The organism is Streptomyces sp. NPDC046215 (genome assembly GCF_040646215.1).
GTDB lineage: Bacteria > Actinomycetota > Actinomycetes > Streptomycetales > Streptomycetaceae > Streptomyces > Streptomyces stramineus.
This window is the reverse complement of record NZ_JBEYZW010000035.1, coordinates 1-18,670: the sequence shown is the minus strand read 5'-3', so window position 1 is coordinate 18,670 and position 18,670 is coordinate 1. Positions and strand designations below refer to the sequence as shown.

The 18,670-nt window shown below is 70.7% G+C and carries 17 protein-coding genes; 4 read left to right on the top strand and 13 right to left on the bottom strand.

Annotated features, from left to right (window positions below):
• Positions 1-10: 10 nt before the first annotated feature.
• On the top strand, positions 11-1,627 hold the full coding sequence (locus tag ABZ951_RS17255) for a peptide-N4-asparagine amidase (RefSeq protein WP_344086983.1): 1,617 nt from the start codon (positions 11-13) through the stop codon (positions 1,625-1,627).
• A gap of 60 nt (positions 1,628-1,687) precedes the next feature.
• Here ABZ951_RS17255 and ABZ951_RS17250 read toward each other — a convergent pair whose 3' ends face one another.
• Entirely contained in the window at positions 1,688-2,128 is a 441-nt protein-coding gene (locus tag ABZ951_RS17250) for a MarR family transcriptional regulator (protein WP_344086986.1), read from the bottom strand.
• 157 nt (positions 2,129-2,285) lie between these two features.
• Between ABZ951_RS17250 and ABZ951_RS17245 the strand changes: the two genes are divergently transcribed.
• Complete coding sequence (locus ABZ951_RS17245; RefSeq protein WP_344086989.1) at positions 2,286-4,136, top strand: ABC transporter ATP-binding protein; 1,851 nt, start codon at positions 2,286-2,288, stop codon at positions 4,134-4,136.
• 20 nt (positions 4,137-4,156) lie between these two features.
• On the opposite strand, the gene ABZ951_RS17240 is transcribed toward ABZ951_RS17245, so the two are convergent.
• Positions 4,157-5,386: an SGNH/GDSL hydrolase family protein gene (locus ABZ951_RS17240; RefSeq protein ID WP_344086991.1), complete on the bottom strand. Its 1,230-nt coding sequence runs from the start codon at positions 5,384-5,386 to the stop codon at positions 4,157-4,159.
• A gap of 247 nt (positions 5,387-5,633) precedes the next feature.
• Between ABZ951_RS17240 and ABZ951_RS17235 the strand changes: the two genes are divergently transcribed.
• The gene (locus ABZ951_RS17235) at positions 5,634-6,863 is read left to right on the top strand and encodes an MFS transporter (protein ID WP_344087084.1); all 1,230 of its coding nucleotides are present in this window, start codon (positions 5,634-5,636) and stop codon (positions 6,861-6,863) included.
• Here the strand turns inward: ABZ951_RS17235 and ABZ951_RS17230 are convergent.
• The 5 genes from ABZ951_RS17230 to ABZ951_RS17210 form a co-directional block, all read right to left on the bottom strand.
• On the bottom strand, positions 6,860-8,011 hold the full coding sequence (locus ABZ951_RS17230; protein WP_344086994.1) for a CaiB/BaiF CoA-transferase family protein: 1,152 nt from the start codon (positions 8,009-8,011) through the stop codon (positions 6,860-6,862). The two genes, ABZ951_RS17235 and ABZ951_RS17230, sit on opposite strands and share 4 nt — an antisense overlap.
• A gap of 304 nt (positions 8,012-8,315) precedes the next feature.
• Positions 8,316-8,984 carry a lactate utilization protein C gene (locus tag ABZ951_RS17225; protein ID WP_344086997.1) on the bottom strand — a complete coding sequence of 223 codons (669 nt, stop codon included), beginning with the start codon at positions 8,982-8,984 and terminating at the stop codon, positions 8,316-8,318.
• Complete coding sequence (locus tag ABZ951_RS17220) at positions 8,981-10,429, bottom strand: lactate utilization protein B (RefSeq protein WP_344087087.1); 1,449 nt, start codon at positions 10,427-10,429, stop codon at positions 8,981-8,983. The genes ABZ951_RS17225 and ABZ951_RS17220 overlap by 4 nt, the downstream gene beginning before the upstream one ends.
• Positions 10,430-10,506: 77 nt before the next feature.
• Positions 10,507-11,271, bottom strand: coding sequence for a (Fe-S)-binding protein (locus tag ABZ951_RS17215; RefSeq protein WP_344087001.1), 765 nt, complete (start codon positions 11,269-11,271; stop codon positions 10,507-10,509).
• A gap of 42 nt (positions 11,272-11,313) precedes the next feature.
• Positions 11,314-12,522 (bottom strand): NAD(P)-binding domain-containing protein, encoded by a 1,209-nt coding sequence (locus ABZ951_RS17210; protein WP_344087004.1) that lies wholly within the window; start codon positions 12,520-12,522, stop codon positions 11,314-11,316.
• Between the two features lie 143 nt (positions 12,523-12,665).
• On the opposite strand from ABZ951_RS17210, the gene ABZ951_RS17205 reads away from it, so the two are divergent.
• Positions 12,666-13,088, top strand: coding sequence for a YjbQ family protein (locus tag ABZ951_RS17205; protein ID WP_344087007.1), 423 nt, complete (start codon positions 12,666-12,668; stop codon positions 13,086-13,088).
• 41 nt (positions 13,089-13,129) lie between these two features.
• Here ABZ951_RS17205 and panD read toward each other — a convergent pair whose 3' ends face one another.
• From panD to ABZ951_RS17175, 6 genes are all read right to left on the bottom strand, one after another.
• Positions 13,130-13,555 carry an aspartate 1-decarboxylase gene (gene panD / locus ABZ951_RS17200; RefSeq protein ID WP_344087010.1) on the bottom strand — a complete coding sequence of 142 codons (426 nt, stop codon included), beginning with the start codon at positions 13,553-13,555 and terminating at the stop codon, positions 13,130-13,132.
• Between the two features lie 229 nt (positions 13,556-13,784).
• Positions 13,785-14,711, bottom strand: coding sequence for a serine hydrolase (locus ABZ951_RS17195; protein WP_344087013.1), 927 nt, complete (start codon positions 14,709-14,711; stop codon positions 13,785-13,787).
• A gap of 81 nt (positions 14,712-14,792) precedes the next feature.
• Positions 14,793-15,488: an HAD family phosphatase gene (locus ABZ951_RS17190; protein WP_344087016.1), complete on the bottom strand. Its 696-nt coding sequence runs from the start codon at positions 15,486-15,488 to the stop codon at positions 14,793-14,795.
• Between the two features lie 35 nt (positions 15,489-15,523).
• Positions 15,524-16,006, bottom strand: coding sequence for an Lrp/AsnC family transcriptional regulator (locus ABZ951_RS17185; protein ID WP_344087019.1), 483 nt, complete (start codon positions 16,004-16,006; stop codon positions 15,524-15,526).
• Between the two features lie 94 nt (positions 16,007-16,100).
• Positions 16,101-16,772: a hypothetical protein gene (locus ABZ951_RS17180; RefSeq protein ID WP_344087022.1), complete on the bottom strand. Its 672-nt coding sequence runs from the start codon at positions 16,770-16,772 to the stop codon at positions 16,101-16,103.
• Positions 16,773-17,126: 354 nt separating this feature from the next.
• Positions 17,127-18,512 carry a tetratricopeptide repeat protein gene (locus ABZ951_RS17175; protein WP_344087025.1) on the bottom strand — a complete coding sequence of 462 codons (1,386 nt, stop codon included), beginning with the start codon at positions 18,510-18,512 and terminating at the stop codon, positions 17,127-17,129.
• Between the last annotated feature and the right edge of the window lie 158 nt (positions 18,513-18,670).

Sequence of the window (18,670 nt, the reverse complement as noted above, 5' to 3'; positions counted from 1 at the left end):
CTCCTGCCCCATGAGACGACTGCTTCTCGCGCTGTGCGCCGCGGCCGTCGGCCTGTTGCTGGGCACGAGCCCGGCCCTGGCCGGAGGGCCGCCGACCGAGTTCGGCACCGACTGGCACGACCCGCTCACGGCGGCCCCGCCGATAGCCACCCCGGGCACGACGTCCTGCAAGGTGACGGTCGCCGACACCGAATTCCGCGACTACACACCGTACAAAGGCACCTATCTGCCGCCCAAGGGCTGCGGCGACCGCTGGAACAAGGTCGTCCTCCGGCTCGAAGGGGCAGTGGCCGGGCGACAGTACGACCGCCTCGGTCACGTGAGCATCGGCGGCGTCGAAGTACTGCGCACCTCGACGCCGGAGCCCTCGCCCGAGGGCATCACCTGGAACGTGGAGAAGGATGTCACCCGCTACGCGGCCACCCTCCGCGACCGCCAGCCCGTCGAGATGCTGATCGGCAATCTCGTCAACGAGACCTACACCGGCGTCATCAAGGTAAAGGTGACGCTCACCTTCTACGCCGCTGAGGGGCCGGTGCGGGCGGCGCCGACCCCGGACAGGGTGCTGACCCTGGAGGGGGCCCGCCATGACGGCAGGGCCTACGAAGGACTGCTGACCACCCCGCGCAACAGCGAGCGCATCGTGGCCGAGGTGTACGCGACGGGCTCGGGCGGCGGCTGCGAGGAGTTCTGGTACCTCACCGTGCCGGACGCCGCCCCGTACTCCTGCAAGGCCGAGGACGGCCCCTACCGCGAGGTGCAGGTCTCGGTGGACGGCAAGCTCGCCGGGATCGCCGCGCCCTTCCCGCACGTCTGGACGGGCGGTTGGTCCAACCCGTTCCTCTGGTACGTCGTCCCCGGCCCCCGCGCGTTCGACGTGCGGCCCGTGGAGTACGACCTGACCCCCTTCGCGGGTCAGCTCAACGACGGCAAGCCGCACCGGATCGCGATCTCCGTAGCCGGGGTGCCCGAGGGACAGAGCGGCTGGAGCACTCCGACCAACATCCTCGTGTGGCAGGACGCAAAGGCTTCCCAGGTCACGGGGGCGTTGACGACGCACCGGGCAGGTGACCTCGCCGACACCACCACCCACGAGCCCGGAGTCGAACACCGGTTGCGCACCAAGGGCGGTCATTCCCTGACCGTCGCGGGCTACGTCGACACCTCGCACGGCCGGGTGACCACGACCGTCGCCCGCGAGGTGGCCAACACCTCCCTCCACCGCTGGACCGAGGGCGAGTCGACGGACGCGCTCCAGGCACGCTGGAACGACGACGAATCGGTCACTGTCGACGGCCGTGGCCCCGCGACCACCACCCTGGCCCGGCGCACCTACACGATGGACGGCGAGATCACGGGTGCCACGGGCGCCCGGCTGCGCACCGTGATGGCGATGGGGGACCGCGCGGACCGGGTGACCCTGCGCGCGGGCAAACGTCTCGACTGGTCCCGACTGGAGGACACCTATACGGGTGATGCTGCGTATAACCAGAACGTGCCGCGCGACCAGCGGCACGCCACCGGTGTCTCCCGGGAGCGCTACCGGCTCCAGGGACCCGGCACATGCTACGACCGGACCGTGGCCACCGCACAGGGAGAGCTGACGGAGGACCGGCAGCGCTGCTGATCCGCGGGCGCGGGCCCGGGAGGCCGTGCGTGCTCCCCGGGCCCGATCCGGCCGCCCGGGTCAGCAGGGGTGGTCCGGGCCCCGCATCAGCTCCGTCAGCAGGCTGCCGAGCGTCTCGCGCTGATCGGTGGAGAGCGGGGCGAGGATGTCCTCCACCGCCGCGTGCCGGGCGTCCCGCAGCTCCCGCAGCGTCGAACGGCCCTGTTCCGTGACCTCGATCCGGATGACGCGGCGGTTGGAGGGGTCGGGCATCCGGCGCACCGAGCCGTTCGCCTCCAGCGCGTCGACCAGTGTGGTGACCGCCCGGGGGACGACCTCCAGGCGCTGGGCGAGGTCCGCCATGCGCGGCGGTTCGCCGTACTGTGCGACGGTGCGCAGGAGCCGTGACTGGGCGGGCGTGATGCCGACGGGATCCAGGTAGCGCTTCTGCGCGCGGTGGAGCCTGCGGGTCAGGCGCAGCAACTGCTCAGCGAGCTGTCCGGACGGGTCGGGGGCGGTCATGATCCGAGATTACAGGACCCGGTGCATTGTGAGTATAGGTAACAGTGAGCTATGCTCGGTACGTCGCCGTGGTCCCTCCGCGTCCGCCCGTTGCTGCAGCCGCCCGCCCCGGCCGACCTCTCCTGACACCTCTCCGCGATCAGAGAACTAGGAGCTCATGCGTCACGACGAACCCGACTGGACTCCCCCGCCCGCCGATCCGGAACAGCCGGCCCAGGTGCGGCGCATCCTCCGGCTCTTCCGTCCCTACCGCGGCCGGCTCACCCTCGTGGGTCTGCTGGTCGCCGCGTCCTCGCTGGTCTCGGTGGCCTCACCGTTCCTGCTGCGCGAGGTCCTCGACGTCGCCATCCCCCAAGGCCGTACGGGCCTGCTGAGCCTGCTGGCCCTCGGCATGATCGCCGCGGCGCTCGTGAACAGCGTCCTCGGCGTTCTGCAGACGCTGGTCTCCACCACGGTCGGCCAGCGCGTCATGCACGACCTGCGCACGGCGGTCTACGACCGGCTGCAGCGGATGCCGCTCGCCTTCTTCACCCGGACCCGCACCGGCGAGGTCCAGTCCCGCATCGCCAATGACATCGGCGGCATGCAGGCCACGGTGACCTCCACCGCCACGTCACTGGTCTCCAACCTCACCAGCGTCATCGCCACGGTCGTCGCGATGCTCGCGCTGGACTGGCGGCTGACGGTCGTCTCCCTGCTCCTGCTGCCCGTGTTCGTGGCCATCAGCCGCCGCGTCGGACGTGAGCGCAAGAAGATCACTTCGCAGCGGCAGAAACAGATGGCGGCCATGGCGGCCATGGTCACCGAGTCGCTGTCCGTGAGCGGCATCCTGCTCGGCCGCACCATGGGCCGCTCCGATTCCCTCACCCAGGCGTTCTCCAAGGAATCCGAGCGCCTCGTGGGCCTTGAGGTGCGCGCCAACATGGCCGGGCGATGGAGGATGTCCACCATCGGCGTCATCATGGCCGCCATGCCCGCCGTCATCTACTGGGCCGCCGGCATAGCGATGCAGACCGGGGGGCCCGGCCTCTCCCTCGGCACGCTCGTCGCCTTCGTCTCCCTCCAGCAGGGGCTCTTCCGGCCGACGGTGAGCCTGCTCTCCACCGGCGTGCAGATGCAGACGTCCCTCGCCCTGTTCCAGCGCATCTTCGAATACCTCGACCTGCCGGTGGACATCGCGGAGCCGGAGAAACCGGTGCGGCTGCGGAAGGTGCGCGGCGACATCAGGTTCGAAGGCGTCACCTTTTCCTACGAGACGCCGAGCCCCCGCGACCCGCAAGGCCCCCGCGATCCGCAAGGCCCCCGGGAAACGCAGGGCGCCACACTCAGCGGCATCGACTTCACGGTGCCCGCCGGCGGCAGCCTGGCCGTCGTCGGGCCGACCGGTTCGGGCAAGAGCACCCTCAGCTACCTCATCCCCCGCCTCTACGACGTCACCGGCGGGCGGGTGTTGCTCGACGGCACGGACGTCCGTGACCTCGATTTCGACACCCTCGCCCGCGCCGTCGGGGTGGTGTCCCAGGAGACCTACCTCTTCCACGCCTCCGTGGCCGACAACCTCCGCTTCGCCAAGCCCGACGCCACCGACGAGGAGATGGCGGCAGCGGCCCGGGCCGCCCAGATCCACGACCACATCGCCGGCCTGCCCGACGGCTACGACACGCTCGTCGGGGAGCGCGGCTACCGCTTCTCCGGCGGGGAGAAGCAGCGCCTCGCCATCGCCCGGACGATCCTGCGCGACCCGCCCGTCCTCATCCTGGACGAGGCGACCAGCGCCCTGGACACCCGCACCGAGCACGCCGTGCAGCAGGCCATCGATGCCCTGTCGGCGGGGCGGACGACGATCACCATCGCGCACCGCCTGTCCACGATCCGTGACGCCGATCAGATCATCGTCCTCGACGGTGGGCGGATAGTGGAACGCGGCAGCCACCAGGAGCTTCTCGACAACGACCGGCACTATGCCGCACTCGTGCGGCGGGATCAGCGGCTCACAGCCGATGTCTGAAACCCGCTCGCCGCGTGAGGTCAGAGGGCCCGGAGATCGACGGCTTCGGCCATGGCCCGGTATCCCGCGTCGTTGGGGTGCTTGAGATCGCCGCTGTCGTAGCCGGGTGCGAGCACCTGGGGGTCGTCGCAGGAGGCCAGGGCCTTGTCGAAGTCCGCGACAGCGTCGTACTCACCGGAGGTGCGGATCCATGCGTTGAGTGCGACGCGCTTGGCCTCGGCCCGCGGCGTGTGGTACTCCGCACCCTTGAAGGGCAGGATCGTCGCGCCGATGACCCTGATGCCCCGGCGGCGAGCACGGTCGATGAGCTGCCGATAGCCGTCGATCAACTGGGAGACCGGCACATCGGGGTTGGGCTTGTACGTCTCCAAGTCGACCTCGCTGAACCCGATGTCGTTGAGCCCCGCGAAGACGATCACCGAGCGGACGCCGGGCTTGTCCAGCACGTCGCGCTCGAAGCGGCTCACGGCCGCATCGCCGTACCAAGGGGAGTCATGGAGCACGAGGTTGCCGCCTATCCCCGCGTTGAGAACGGCCCACCGCTGTCCCGCGGCCGCCAGACGCTCGGCGAGGATGTCCGGATAGCGACGGTCGGCGCCCACAGTGGAGCCGAAACCGTCCGTGATGGAATCGCCGAAGGCCACCACGGTGCCCGGGTGCGCATCGTCTCCTGACAGTTCGATGTCGGAGAGGAAGTACCAGGAATGGGTGCGCTCGTCGAAGGCGCCGCCTTTGACATCGGACGTGCGGTCACCGGCCGCGCGGTAGCTGTCGGTATACGCCTGCGCGTGAAAGGTCGCCGGCCCCGTCGGGCTGCTGAAATACAAGGTCACTGTCAGGGATGCGAAGGGGGCGACGCGGAGCTCCACCGCGTCTCCGACCGCCTCGCCGCCCGCGGGGATCGTCACCGACGCCCGGCCGCCGAACGTCAGCTCCCGCACCGTCCCGGGCCGGACCGCCGCGCCTTCCGCGGCCAGTGCCACACTCGCGGCGGACACTACTACCGGCTGCTTGCCGAAACGGTTCGACAGCCTGACGCGGGCGGCGGTCCCCCCGCTGGTGACGCGCACGACCTGCCGGACCGACTGCTGGGCGAAGCCCGCCTCGGACCAGTTCTCCTCAAAGCCGGCGCTCGGCCGCTGGACCGGAGCCGACCAGCCGGCGGACCAGGACACCTCCGTGCCGGACCGGTCGCGGTCCTCCGAGAACTGCGCAGCAGCCGCACCCTGTTCCTGTACCTTCGTGGTCATCTCTTCCTCCATGAGTCTGTGCCGTCGAGGAAGAGCCTGCCGTCGGAAGATCACCCCACCCAGCCCTCAGCGCTGCGTACGAACCCGGTGCGTACCACTGGCAGGGTCACCCTCAGGGGAAGATCGCCGACAGGTGTGCGAGGTGAGGGGTGCGGGGATTGAGGTGATCATGACGCAATCCACCTCCCTGCCCACCGGCGCGGCCGACGCCGCGGATCCGCGCCCGCGATCCTCCGCGCGCCAGCTCATGGCGGCTTCCATCGGCAATGCCGCCGAGTGGTACGACTGGTACGCCTACTCCTTCCTCGCGGTCTACTTCGCCGACCGGGTCTTTCCCAAGGGCTCCGGCAACTCCCTGGTGCCGCTGCTGTCGACCTTCGCGGTCTTCGCTGTCGGCTTCTTCATGCGCCCCGTCGGCGGGCTCCAGATGGGCGCGATAGCCGACCGGCGCGGCCGGCGTGCCGCGCTCACCGTCACGATCCTGCTCATGGGCGGCGGCAGCCTGCTCGTCGCACTCACCCCGACGTACGCCGCAGCGGGGGTTCTCGCACCGGTGGTCCTCGTCGTCGCCCGTCTGATCCAGGGACTGTCGGTCGGCGGGGAGTTCGCGGCCTCGACGACGTTCCTCGTGGAGTCGGCCGGTCCCGGCCGACGAGGGCTGTTCTCCAGCTTCCAGTACGTGTCGACCACTCTCGGTCAACTCCTCGCCTCGGGCATCGCCACGCTCCTCGCCCACGTCCTCACCGAGGAACAGATGGGCGGTTGGGGCTGGCGCGTGCCCTTCCTCATCGGCGCCGTCATCAGCCTGGTCGGATTCTGGATCCGGCAGGGCGCACGGGAGACGCACGAGGTGGAACGGCGGACCGACGCACGGCCCGCCCTCTTCGAGGCCCTGCGGCGCCACCCGCGCGAGTCACTGCTGATCTGCGGCATCACCGCGGGCGGCACCCTCGCCTACTACACCTGGACCACCTACCTGCCCACCTACGCTCAGGTGAACACCGGCTTCGACAAGGGTGACGCCCTCCTCGCCGGCACGATTTCCCTCGCCTTCTTCGCGGCGCTCCAGCCCCTCGGCGGACTGCTGTCGGACCGCGTGGGCCGTAAGCCGCTGCTCATCGGTTTCGCCGTGGGATTCGCCGCCCTGGCGGTCCCCCTGCTGCACGCGATCAGTGACACCTTCGTCTCCTTGCTGCTCGTCCAGTGCGCGGGGATGATCCTGCTCACGGGGTACACCTCGATCGCCGCGGCCGTGAACGCCGAGGTCTTCCCGGCCCGTGTCCGAGCGGCCGGAATCGGATTCCCCTACTCCCTCACCGTCGCCCTGTTCGGCGGCACCGCCCCCTACCTCGCCACCTGGCTCAAGCAGTCGGGCCACCCCGAAGCCTTCCCCTGGTACGTCTCGGGGCTCTGCCTGGTGTCCGCCTGCGTGTACCTGGTCCTGCCCGAAACGGCGCAGCGTCCCCTCGACCGCTAGCCGGCAGCCGGCTCGGGGAATTCCGCACGGAGTGCGGCCGTGTGCTCGCCGAGTGCCGGTACGGCCCCCATCGCGGCTTCGCGCCCCGCTACTTCGACGGGCGGGAGCAAGCCGCGCAGCGGGCCGGCCGGAGAGGCGAAGTCGCGCCACCTGTCGCGCGCCACCAGTTGAGGGTGGTCGGCGAACTCCGCGACGGACCTCAGCCGGGCATTCGCTATGCCCGCACCGTCGAGCAGCGCCATGAGCCCGTCCGCCGTGTGACCGGAGAACGCCCTTTCCATGACGGCCGTCAACTCCTCGTCATGGGCACGGCGCTGGGGGTTGTCGATGAAGCGCGCGTCCCGGAGCAAGGCCGGCTGCCGTAGGACCCGTTCGCACAAGGCGACCCATTCCCGGTCGTTCTGCACGCTGAGGAACACTCGTGTGCCGTCGCCGCATGCGTAGTGGCCGTACGGCGAGATGGTGGGGTGCCGGGCGCCGCTCCGGTTCAGCGGGGCTCCGCCGTACGCCTGGGTGAAGTACGGGTGCCCCATCCATTCCGCGAGAGCGTCGAAGAGCGCGACGGACAGGGCCGTCCCCTCGCCGGTGCGCTCACGCTCGTACAACGCGGTCAGAATTCCGGTATACGCGTACATGCCACCGGCGATGTCGGCGACGGAGATGCCCGGCCTGGCCGGGGCGTCCGGGCTTCCGGTGATCGACAGCAGTCCGGCCTCGCACTGCACCAGCAAGTCGTAGGCTTTCTTGTCGCGATAGGGGCCCTCCGCTCCATAGCCTGAGACGTCGCAGGTGATCAGACGAGGGTGACGGGCTCGCAGTTCCTCACCGCCGAGCCCGAGCCGTGCCGCCGCGCCCGGACCGAGATTCTGCACGAACACATCCGCCCGTGCGAGGACGCGGTCGAGCAGTGAGCGGTCCTCGTCGGCCTTCAGATCGAGGACGACGCTCTCCTTGCCCCGGTTCACCCAGACGAAATAGGCGGAAAGCCCCTTGACGTCGCGGTCGTACTCGCGGGCGAAATCCCCGTGCCCGGGCCGCTCGACCTTGATGACCCGCGCGCCGAGGTCCGCGAGCTGGCGGGTGGCGAACGGCGCGGCGACGGCTTGTTCGAGCGCGACGACCGTGATGCCGTGCAGCGGCAGCTTCAACTGAGCCCTCCCGAGGGTGAGATTGTATGACTGGACCTGTGGACAGTCGACGGCTCCCCAGGCCCCTCCCCGGCTAGTGTCGCGCTCATCGACATCGCCCGATGTCGGACCGGGTCACCTTGCCGTCCGGCGCTCGGGCCGCGCTCAGCTCGTGCGCGGCGCCCGATCGCCTGGAAAGGGGATGCTCATGAGCAGGCCGCAGTTGGCAGGCGTCGCCGCACTCGTCATCGTGCTCGGCGTGCGGCGGATACTGCGCCGGCGCCGGCGCAATCCAGGAGCCGACACCCCCCACACCCGGCATGACTCACAGGGACCGGGGGTCCCCCGCCGTGAGGATCACCTCCAGGGTGCGCGGGCCGTGCACCCCCTCGACGCGGTCCATCTCGATGTCACTGGTCGCCGACGGGCCCGAGATCCAGGTCAGCGGGCGGGAAGGCGTCAGCCGTTCCAGAGCCTGGGGCACCGAGTCCACGACCTGGTCCGCGATCCGCACCACGCACAGGTGGTGGTCGGGCACGAGCGTGCTGGAGCGCCGCCCCTGGCCGGGGCCTCCGTCGAGGACCACCGTGCCGGTCTCGGCGATCGCCAGCGCGCAGCCGGTGACGACGCTGTCCGCACCGTCCAGCTCCCGGGCGGTCGGCGAGGCCGACTCCGGCAGTGCTTCCACCGGGGCTCCGGCGAGCCATCCGCCCGGCAACCCCGTCGGTACCACCACCCGCCGGGCTCCCCGCTCCACGAGAAGGCGGGTGAGGAGCGCGGGCAGCTCGGCCGCCTCCACACGGTGGACGACAGCACGGTAGTCCGCGAGATTCCGGGCGAGGAGTTCGACCGACCCGGCGGGTGTCCGCTCGCCGTGCGTACGCAGGTAGTCGCGGGCCACGGGATGGTCGCCCGGCCGCTCGTGCCGGGGCACGTCCGCCAGCGCGCGGCGCACCCGGGCGAGGATGCGATCCCGGCTCGCACCGCCGCTCATGCGCCACCTCCACGGGTACGGGCCCACCAGTCGCGGAAGGACTCGGGCGGGGCCTCGGGCAGGTCCCGGGAGTCCGTCCAGGCGCGCCCGGGTCCCGGCAGCCGGGCGGGGCGGAAGCCACGGGTGCGAGAGATCAGCCGCTGGCTGCGGCGCAGCGCGCGGGGGTGGTCGAAGGTCCAGCGGGCGGCCCGCATCACGGCCCGCTCGGCGGTGTGCTTCCTCGCCGGTTTGACGACGGTCCGCACGCCGCGGACGGTCACCTCGCCGCCCTGCACGACCCGCTCCCGCAGATGGACGAGGACCTCCGGGATGTCGATGGCGACCGGGCACACCTCGAAGCAGGCACCGCACAGGGAAGAGGCGAACGGCAGGGACTCCTCCAGCGGCGAGGCGAGGCCGCGGAGCTGGGGCGTGAGAATCGCGCCGATCGGCCCCGGGTACGGCGAGCCGTACGCGTGCCCGCCGGCCCGCTCGTACACGGGACAGACGTTCAGACAGGCCGAGCAGCGGATGCAGCGCAGCGCCTGCCGGCCCACCTGGTCCGCGAGGGTGTCGGTGCGGCCGTTGTCGAGCAGCACCAGGTGGAAGGTACGCGGGCCGTCGTCGTCGGTGGTGCCCGTCCACATCGACGTGTACGGATTCATTCGTTCCGCCGTCGAGGAGCGCGGCAGCAGTTGGAGGAAGACCTCCAGGTCGCGCCAGGTCGGCACGACCTTCTCGATGCCGACGACCGAGATCAGGGTCTCCGGGAGCGTCAGACACATCCGGCCGTTGCCCTCGGACTCGACCACCACCAGCGTGCCGGTCTCGGCGACGGCGAAGTTCGCGCCGGAGATGCCGACTTTGGCCTTGAGGAACTTCTCCCGCAGGTGCAGCCGCGCCGCCTCGGCGAGATCGGCGGGCCGGTCGGTGAGTCCCTCCGGGGCGGGACGCCCCCACCGCGCCATCCGGTCGCGGAAGATGTCGCGGATCTCGCCGCGGTTGCGGTGGACGGCGGGTACCAGGATGTGCGACGGCAGATCGTCACCGAGCTGCACGATCAGTTCGGCGAGGTCGGTCTCGTACGCGTGGATACCGGCTTCCGCGAGGGCTTCGTTGAGGCCGATCTCCTGGGTCGCCATCGATTTGACCTTGACCACCTCACTCTCACCGGTGGCCCGCACCAGGTCCGTGACGATGCGGTTCGCCTCCGCCGCGTCGGCGGCCCAGTGGACGGTGCCCCCGGCGGCGGTCACGGCCTCCTCCAGCCGCAGGAGGTACTGGTCGAGATGGCGCAGCGTCCGGTCCTTGATCGCGGCCCCGGCGGTCCGCAGCTCCGCCCAGTCCTCCAGCTCCGCGACCGCCTGGGCGCGCTTGGCGCGGATGGTGTGCGTGGCGTGGCGGAGGTTGGCCCGCAGCCGGGTGTCGCGCGTGGAGACTTCGGCGGCCTGCGGAAACGCCGGCATACCCAGGTAGGTCCGGCCGGCACGCCGTCCGGGGGTTCGGTCGTCGGGATGTTCTGTCACGCCGTTCCTCCCTCCGCTCACCGGGTGTCTCCTCGGGTCCCGGCTCGGGTCCCGGCGAGGATCTCCGCGATGTGCACGGGCCGGGCCGCGGAGCCCTCGCGGGCGAGGACGCCGCCGATGTGCATCAGACAGGAGTTGTCGACGGCGCAGACGGCGTGGGCACCGGTCCCGGTGACGGCGCGGGCCTTGTCGCGGCCCATCGCGGCCGAGACGGCGGCGTTCTTCACGGCGAAGGTGCCGCCGAAGCCGCAGCACTCGTCCGCCCCGGAGAGTTCCCGCAGTTCCAGGCCCTCGACGTGTTCCAGCAGCCGCCGTGGGCGGTCTCCCAGGCCCAGGACGCGCAGTCCATGACAGGTGGGGTGGTAGGTGACGGTGTGTGGGAAGTAGGCACCGACGTCCGTCACCCCCAGCACATCGACGAGGAACTCGGTCAGCTCGTACGTCCGGCTCACCACATCGTCGGCCGCTGCGGACAGCGCCTGCCCGCGTCCCTCGGCGGTGGCTTTCGCCGCGATCCGGGGGTAGTTGTCGCGCACCATGGCCGCGCAGGAGCCGGACGGGGTGACGATGTAGTCGTGGTCGCGGAAGGCGGCGGCGTAGCGGTGCACCAGCGGCTCGGTCTGGTGGCGGTAGCCGGTATTGAACAGCGGCTGGCCGCAACAGCTCTGCGCCGAGGGGAAGTCGACCTCCACCCCCAGCCGTTCCAGCAGGGTGACGACCGCCTGTCCCGTCCGCGGGTAGAGCGTGTCGTTGACGCAGGTCACGAACAGCCCGACGCGCACGGTTCCTCCTCACGGTCCATGCCCCGCATGATCACTGGCGTTTCATACTGCCGCAGCGACCGGCTGCTGTGAAGGACCAGCCGCACGTCCGGGCCCCTCGCCCCCTGCCACCGGGGACGGAGCGACGGGCGCGGGCTCCGCATCGCCGGTCGCCGGCCGGGCCGCGAGCAGGGTCTTGATCTCCCGGACGGCTCCGCGCCCCGCCCTGTTCGCGCCGATGGTGCTCGCCGACGGGCCGTACCCGACCAGATGGACGCGCGGGTCGCGGACGGCGCGGGTGCCCTCCAGGCGGATGCCGCCGCCCGGCTCGCGCAGTCCGAGCGGTGCCAGGTGGTCGACGACGGCGCGGAAGCCGGTGGCCCAGAGGATGACATCGGCTGCCACGGTCGTGCCGTCGGACCATTGGACTCCGCGCGGGGTGACGCGGTCGAACATGGGGCGGCGGTCCAGCACGCCCGCCGCGCGGGCCCGCTCCACCGCCGCTGTCACCGGCAGGCCGGTCACGGAGACCACGCTCTGCGGCGGCAGCCCCCGCCGCACCCGTTCCTCGACCCGGGCGACGGCGTCGCGCCCCCGCTCCTCGTCGAACGGGCCCTCGCGGAAGACCGGCGGGCGGCGCGTCACCCAGGTCGTCCCCGCGGCCACCTCGGCGATCTCCATCAGGTGCTGCACCGCGGAGGTGCCGCCGCCGACCACGACCACGCGCAGCCCGGAGAACGCCCGGGGGCCGGGGTAGTCCGCCGTGTGCAGCTGACGGCCGGCGAAGGTCTCCTGGCCCGGGTACCGGGGCCAGAAGGGCCGGTCCCACGTGCCGGTGGCGTTGATCAGGGCCCGGGCCGCCCAGGTGCCCTCGGACGTTCCGACGAACAGCCGGCCGGTCCCTTCCGCGGAGCCGTCGGGTCCCTCGGGCCCCCGCCGCACGTCGCGCACGTCGACGGGCCGGTGCACGCGCAGGTCGAAGGCGCGCTCGTACTCCGCGAAGTACGCGCCGATCACCTCGGAGGAGGGCCGGGCGTCATCGGCACCGGTCAGCTCCATGCCGGGCAGGGCGTGCATGCCGTGCACCTTGCCGTAGGTGAGTGACGGCCAGCGGTACTGCCAGGCGCCGCCCGGCCGGGGCGAGTGGTCCAGGACGACGAAGTCCCGGTCCGGCTCGTACCCCGCGCGGCGCAGGTGATAGGCGCTGGACAGGCCCGCCTGCCCGGCGCCCACCACCACGACCTCCACATCACGCACCCCAGTGTTGTTCATGGTTCTACCAACACTGCCGACGGGTGATCCCTTCCCTCCGGCGCCCGAGGCGTGGCCCGGCCGGTGCGACGGGCACGGCGCCGGCGCCTGCCGCCGAGGTGAGGCTTCGGAGGAACGTCACGGAGTGCCGTTACCGTGAACTCATGGCTGATACCTTCACCACCCGCGTGATCAACGTCCCGACCGGTTCCGTGGAGACCGTGTACGACCTCACCGACGCCTGCTCGGCGTTCCTGCGGGAGGCCGCACACGGGCGGGACGGCCTGCTGAACGTCTTCACGCCCCACGCGACCGCCGGCCTGGCCGTGATCGAGACGGGTTCGGGCAGTGACGACGACCTTCTGGCCGCCCTCCATGACCTTCTCCCCGCGGACGATCGCTGGCGGCACCGGCACGGAACCCCCGGTCACGGCCGGGACCACGTCCTGCCGGCCCTGATCCCGCCGCACGCCACCCTGCCGGTGACCGGCGGGCAGCTGCAGCTCGGGACCTGGCAGTCGGTCGTTCTGGTGGACACGAACGTCGACAATCCCGACCGGCAGGTCCGGCTGTCTTTCCTGGGCTGACCCGGAACCTCACCCACCGGTCGGCGGAATGTGATGTTCCGTCAGGGGGCGGCGGGGGCGGGGATGTCGCCCCGCAGCAGACCGCTGCCCTCGGGGGCGTCCGCGGGGTCATGGCCTTCGAGGGCCACCCGGTTCTGCTCGTCGACGAAGACGACGCGAGGCTTGAGCTCACGGGCCTCCTCGTCCGACACCTGCGCGTAAGCGATGATGATGACGAGGTCTCCGGGGCTGATGAGCCGGGCGGCGGCGCCGTTGATGCCGATGATCCCGGAGTCCCGGGGGCCCTCGATGACGTAGGTCGAGAGCCGGGCACCGTTGTCGATGTCGACGATGTCGACCTTCTCGCCGGGCAGCAGGTCGGCGGCCTCCATGAGGTCGGCGCTGATGGTCAGAGAGCCGACGTAGTGGAGATCGGCCTGGGTGACCGTGACTCGGTGGATCTTTGACTTCATCATGGTGCGGTACATGGCGGGTGATCCTTCATCGCGACGGGCAGCGTCCACATCAGGCGGTGGCGCAAAAACGATCATAATCATGGAACCGGCCACTCGGTCGGTTACTGAGGTTGAACTCACGTTGACGCTCAGGTGACGCCGGGGCGGCCCGAGCCCGTGCGCGCCGACAGGCCGCCCGCCCGGGGCCGCACCCGGGTGAGGCTCCTGGACGGGCCGCCTGTGCGCGACCGTACGGCGGTGGTCAGTCCCGCTGCGCCGATTCCGGCAGCTGACGCAGCTTCACCTCGGTCTTGGCCTTGTAGGCCCAGTCCAGCATCTTCACGGCGTCCGGATAGCGGTTGACGGGGTCGTTGAGGAGGACCCCGACCACGGTGCGGCCGTCGCGCTGGGCGGCGAAAACCAGACACGGACCGGCCTTGGTGCCGGTGCCGGTCTTGATCCCGATCGCGCCCTTGTACGAGCCGAGCAGCTTGTTGGTGTTGTCCCAGTAGTACGTGCGGTTGACGTTCGCCGCCTTCTGCCGGGTACTGGTGGCCTTGACCACCGTGCTGAACGTGCTGTCGGCGATCGCGTGCCGGGCGAGCTGGGCCGTGTCACGCGGCGTCGTGTAGTTGGCGCCCGCGGCCGAGATGCCGTCGAAGGAGTCGTACTTGGTATTTTTCATGCCCAGGTCGGACGCCTTCTGGTTCATCTTGGTGATGAACGACTTCGTGCGCGCGGCCTCCGTGCCGCCGCTGCCGAAGGTGTCGGCGAGCGCGTACGCCGCGTCGCACCCCGAGGGCAGCATCAGGCCGTACAGCAACTGCCGTACGGTCAGTTGGTCGCCCGTGCGGAGATCGGCCGTGCTCGCTCCGTTGCGCGCCACGTAGTCGCGGTAGGACTGCTTGACGGTGACCTTCTTGTTCAGGTCGACGCCGCGGGTGTCCAGCACGACCACCGCAGTCATGATCTTGGTGGTGCTGGCCATCTGCCGCCGGGTGTCGGCGTCCTTGCCCCACAGCTGGCGGTTCTTGCCGCTGTCGAGCAGGAACGCGCCCTTGGCGCCGATCCCCGCGGGGCCGCTCGCGGCCTCGGCGGTCGTCGCCGGGAGTGCGACGGCGACCGCCGCGGTCGACGCGATCACGGCCGCGCTCCACCGGCGGGCCGGTCTTCCCCCACATCGTTGCATGTACGCCTCTGTTTCTCGCGTGGTGAATCGGGCGAGCAGATAATCGCACCAACTCTTTCACGGTGAGAAACGGAAGTGTTCTCAGTTACCTTCGGTGACCCATTCGTACGCCTGATGCGCGTCGAATTCCTTCTGGCCCCCGGGGAAAAGCAGCCCCGCGGTGGTGAACGCCGGGTCCCCGGCGCTCTCCGGCACGTACGGCACGGCGACGCAGCGCATCCCGGCCCGGTGCGCGGCCTCCGCTCCCGGTGGCGCGTCCTCCACCACCACGCACTGCTCCGGTGCGGCGCCGAGCCGCCGGGCCGCCTCCAGGAAGACGTCCGGCGCGGGCTTGCCGTGCGCCACCTCCTCGGCCGACACCAGTGTCGTGAACTGGGCGTCGAGCCCCGTGACGGCGAGCACCGCCTCGATCGCGGCACGCGAGGAACCGGAGGCGACGGCGAGCGGAACCCCGGCTGCGTGCAGCCGCTCCACGAACGTCCGCATCTCCACGAACGCCTCGGTGTGCCTGCCGGCCAGCTCCACATACGCGCGGTTCTTCGCCGCCAGGAGTTCCTCGACGGGCGCGGTGATCGCGTGTTCGCGGCGGAGGGTCTCCAGCGTCTCACGGGTGCCGATGCCGATGAAGCGGAGATGCTGCTCCCAGGTGAACTCGCGCACGCCGTACTGGGCGAGCACCTGTCGTCCGGCTTCGTAATAATTCGGTTCGCTGTCCACGAGTGTGCCGTCGAGATCGAAAATGACCGCGGGGGTTCGCAGAATTGAGGAAGTGCCCATAGGGATCAGGATGCTGCACGACGCCGGCCGCCGGTTCACCGGCCCCGCTGGGCCGCCCGCCCCACGGCGTCCACCAGGGGAACCACCCGGTAGGGAACCCGCTCACGCAGCACCATCTCCGTCCGGGTCCGCACCACGCCGGGGAACTGGACCAGCAACTGGATCACGTCCTCCAGGTGCCCCGCGTCCCGTGCGGCGACCCGCGCCATCAGATCTCCGCCCCCCGTGATCGAGAACGCCTCGATGATCTCGGGCACATCGGCCAGCGCGGCCGCGACGGTGTCCAGGTGCCCCTGGGTGACCTCGATGTGGACGAAGGCCAGCACGGGGTGGCCCAGCGCCGCGGGGGACAGCCGGGGCCCGGTGCCGGTGATCACGCCGTCGCGCTCCAGACGGTCGATGCGCGCCTGGAGCGTCCCGCGGGCGATGCCCAGCACGCGCGCGCACTCGCGCACGCTCGTGCGGGGCTGCTCGAGCAGCAGCCGCAGGATCCTGGCGTCCAGCGCGTCCACGGCCATCGTCGGCGGTCCCCTCGTGGTCGAGTTCCTGACCGGCAACTGTACCCATGGCCCAGCTCACCCGCGTGCTGCCGGGCCATTGGAGTGTCAGGTGCTAACGCTTCACGACAAACGCCCGCCCGGACCGGTTGCCGGCCGTACAGGACGCCTGCTCCTGCGAGGTCATCTTGCGCGTCTTGACGACCACGGCGTTGTTCTGTCCGTCGGTGCCGTTGGGGGCCGGGCCGGTGATCGTGTCGGGGATGTACCAGTAGTAGTGCCCCCACTTCGGGCTGTCGTAGTGGGTCTGCCAGGTGCCCGAGACGGTCTGCATCACCTGGGCGCGCGAGATCCAGCCGACTTCGCCGGGCTGCACCGTCATGTTCAGAGAGCTATTCTCCTCGTGCGAACTCGACCAGGTGTGACCGTAATTGGCCGTCACACTGACATCGACAATTCCCGCGATCTTGCCGCCGGCGGTGACGGAGACGCCCACCGAGTCGGTCGAGCCCACCGAGTCGGACCATCCGATGGACTGGGTGGCGGGCGAGGTGGAGCAGTTGTAGAGGGAGTTGGAGACCTGCCGGAAGTTCCCCAGGTAGGCCTTGCCGAGCACCGGCTCGTTGAAGCTGCACTTCCCTTCCCCGGAAGCGCAGTCGGCTATGAGCTGCTTCCGGGTGGGGCCGTCGTCCGCGGCGGCGGGCAGGGTCATCGCCGCCACCATCCCCAGAGCCGCCGCCGACAGGGCCATGAGTCTGCCGCCGTACCGCATCGCGCGCTTGTTCACTCGGATCCGTACCTCTCGCCTCACGGGGTGGAACCACTGGTTCCGTTGGTGCTCATGAGGCTGATGCATCGATCCGGCCAACTACACCAAGCGTGAGTAAAGTTGTAGTTGATGGCTGTACGTCATGACATCCCCACCCGCCCGCGGCGGCGCGCCGCCACGGCCCGTGATCGCCGGGTGGCTCACCCCGTAGTGGTATAAGTTGGGCGAAATCCACCATAGGGAGAGGAGGCGGCATGTCCTCGAAACGGCGCCGCAAGAAGAAGGCACGCCGCAAGAACGCGGCCAACCACGGCAGACGCCCCCAGTGCTGAGTGCGCCCGCCCTCCACTGAGGCGGCCCCGCCGGGGCGGTTCACCCGGCGGGCACCCCCGCCGATGCCTGCTCGGCGGCACGGCGCCGGCTCACGTCGGCCAGTGCCGTGTCGCCCAGTCGCTCGGCGAGCCGTGCCCGGGCCCACTGGTTGTAAGGGCTCGTCGGGCGCAGGCCGGCACGCTCGCTCAGCAGCGTGCGCGCCACGTCGTGGTGGCCCGCGCGGAGAGCCGCCTCGACCAAGGTCCGCTGTACGGCGTCCCGTTGGGCGTGGCTGCCGCCGAAGGTGTGGAGGCGGTACCGCAGCGGGAGGAGGAGGTCGACCACCTCGCCGTACCGCCCCTGCCCGTACGCGACGAGCGCCCGGCACACCGGCAGCCCGACCTCGGCGGTCATCGCGACGTTCGAGACCTCCGGCCCGGCGCTCAGGGCCCACGCCTGCCGGTCGCGGATGAGCCGCTCCGCTGCGGACACCCGGTCCGCGCCGACGTAGGCCATCACGGCGTGCACGTCGTTGAAGGCGTAATAGGCGCCGTCCCGCCGGCCCGCCCAGGCATCGGCCAGTGCCGCCCAGCGGCTGCCCGTGTCGGCGCCCGTCAGGTACAGCCGCCACAGCAAGGACGCCGCGTCCAGCAGCTCCATGGCCACCGGGGCCGAGTCCGCGTGGTGCACGGCGGAGTCGTAGATCTCCAGAACCCGGTCGGTCCGCCCCGTCTCCAGGACGTAGAGGGCGTAGTGCCACCAGTTGTGGACCCGCAGGTAGTTGCCGACCGTCCAGGCGTCCGCGCGGTCGTCCAGGTAGCGGATGCCGTCCGCGAAGCGGCCCTGCATCTCGTAGGTGTGCACGACGGCGTGGATGCCCCACACGTCGTGGGCCTGACGTTCCACGGCCGCCAGGCCCACCTCCTCCGCCCGCCCGTAATGGCCCGCTTCCTCCAGGCCGAACGCGTACATGCCGAGCAGGAACCCGTAGTGCGGGTCGTCCTCGTCCCAGGCGGACAGCGCGCCGCCGACGCGGTCCCGCAGCCGCGCGGCGTCACCGGTGAAGAAGTCGATCTGGTGCCCGACGGCCAGGGCGAGGGCGTCGCGCGGGTGGGCCACACTGATCTCCCCGAGCAGGCGGCCGGCCCGGTGGATGCGGCCGTCCAGCCAGGAGGTGGCGGCGTCGAGGTGCAGGCGCTCCCGGTCGGTCACGTCCGACAGGCGCACGTTCCGGCGGAACTCCTCGAACACCCTCCGGGCTTCGGCCGCGTCCGTCTCCTCCGTCCCCAGCAGGCCGAGATACGCCGTGAAGACGTGGCCCATGACCGATCGCGGGGAGGCGGCGAGCGCCGCTCGGAGCTCCGGGGCCACCTCCTCACGGAAGAGGAGCAGGCAGTCCAGCGCCCGTTCGTAGTGCCGCACCGCGTCGGCGTCGCTGTGCGTCATCGTGTGATGGTGCCGGTCCGTTCCCACTGCGGTCCCTCTCGTCGGGGCGTCGTGCGGCCCGGTGCTGCCGAAGCCGATCTTGTCGCCGGCGAGGTCGTACTTGAAGTTGCCGTCCTGGTCCTCGTGGCGGGCGTCGCGCACCCAGTACCCGTGGCAGT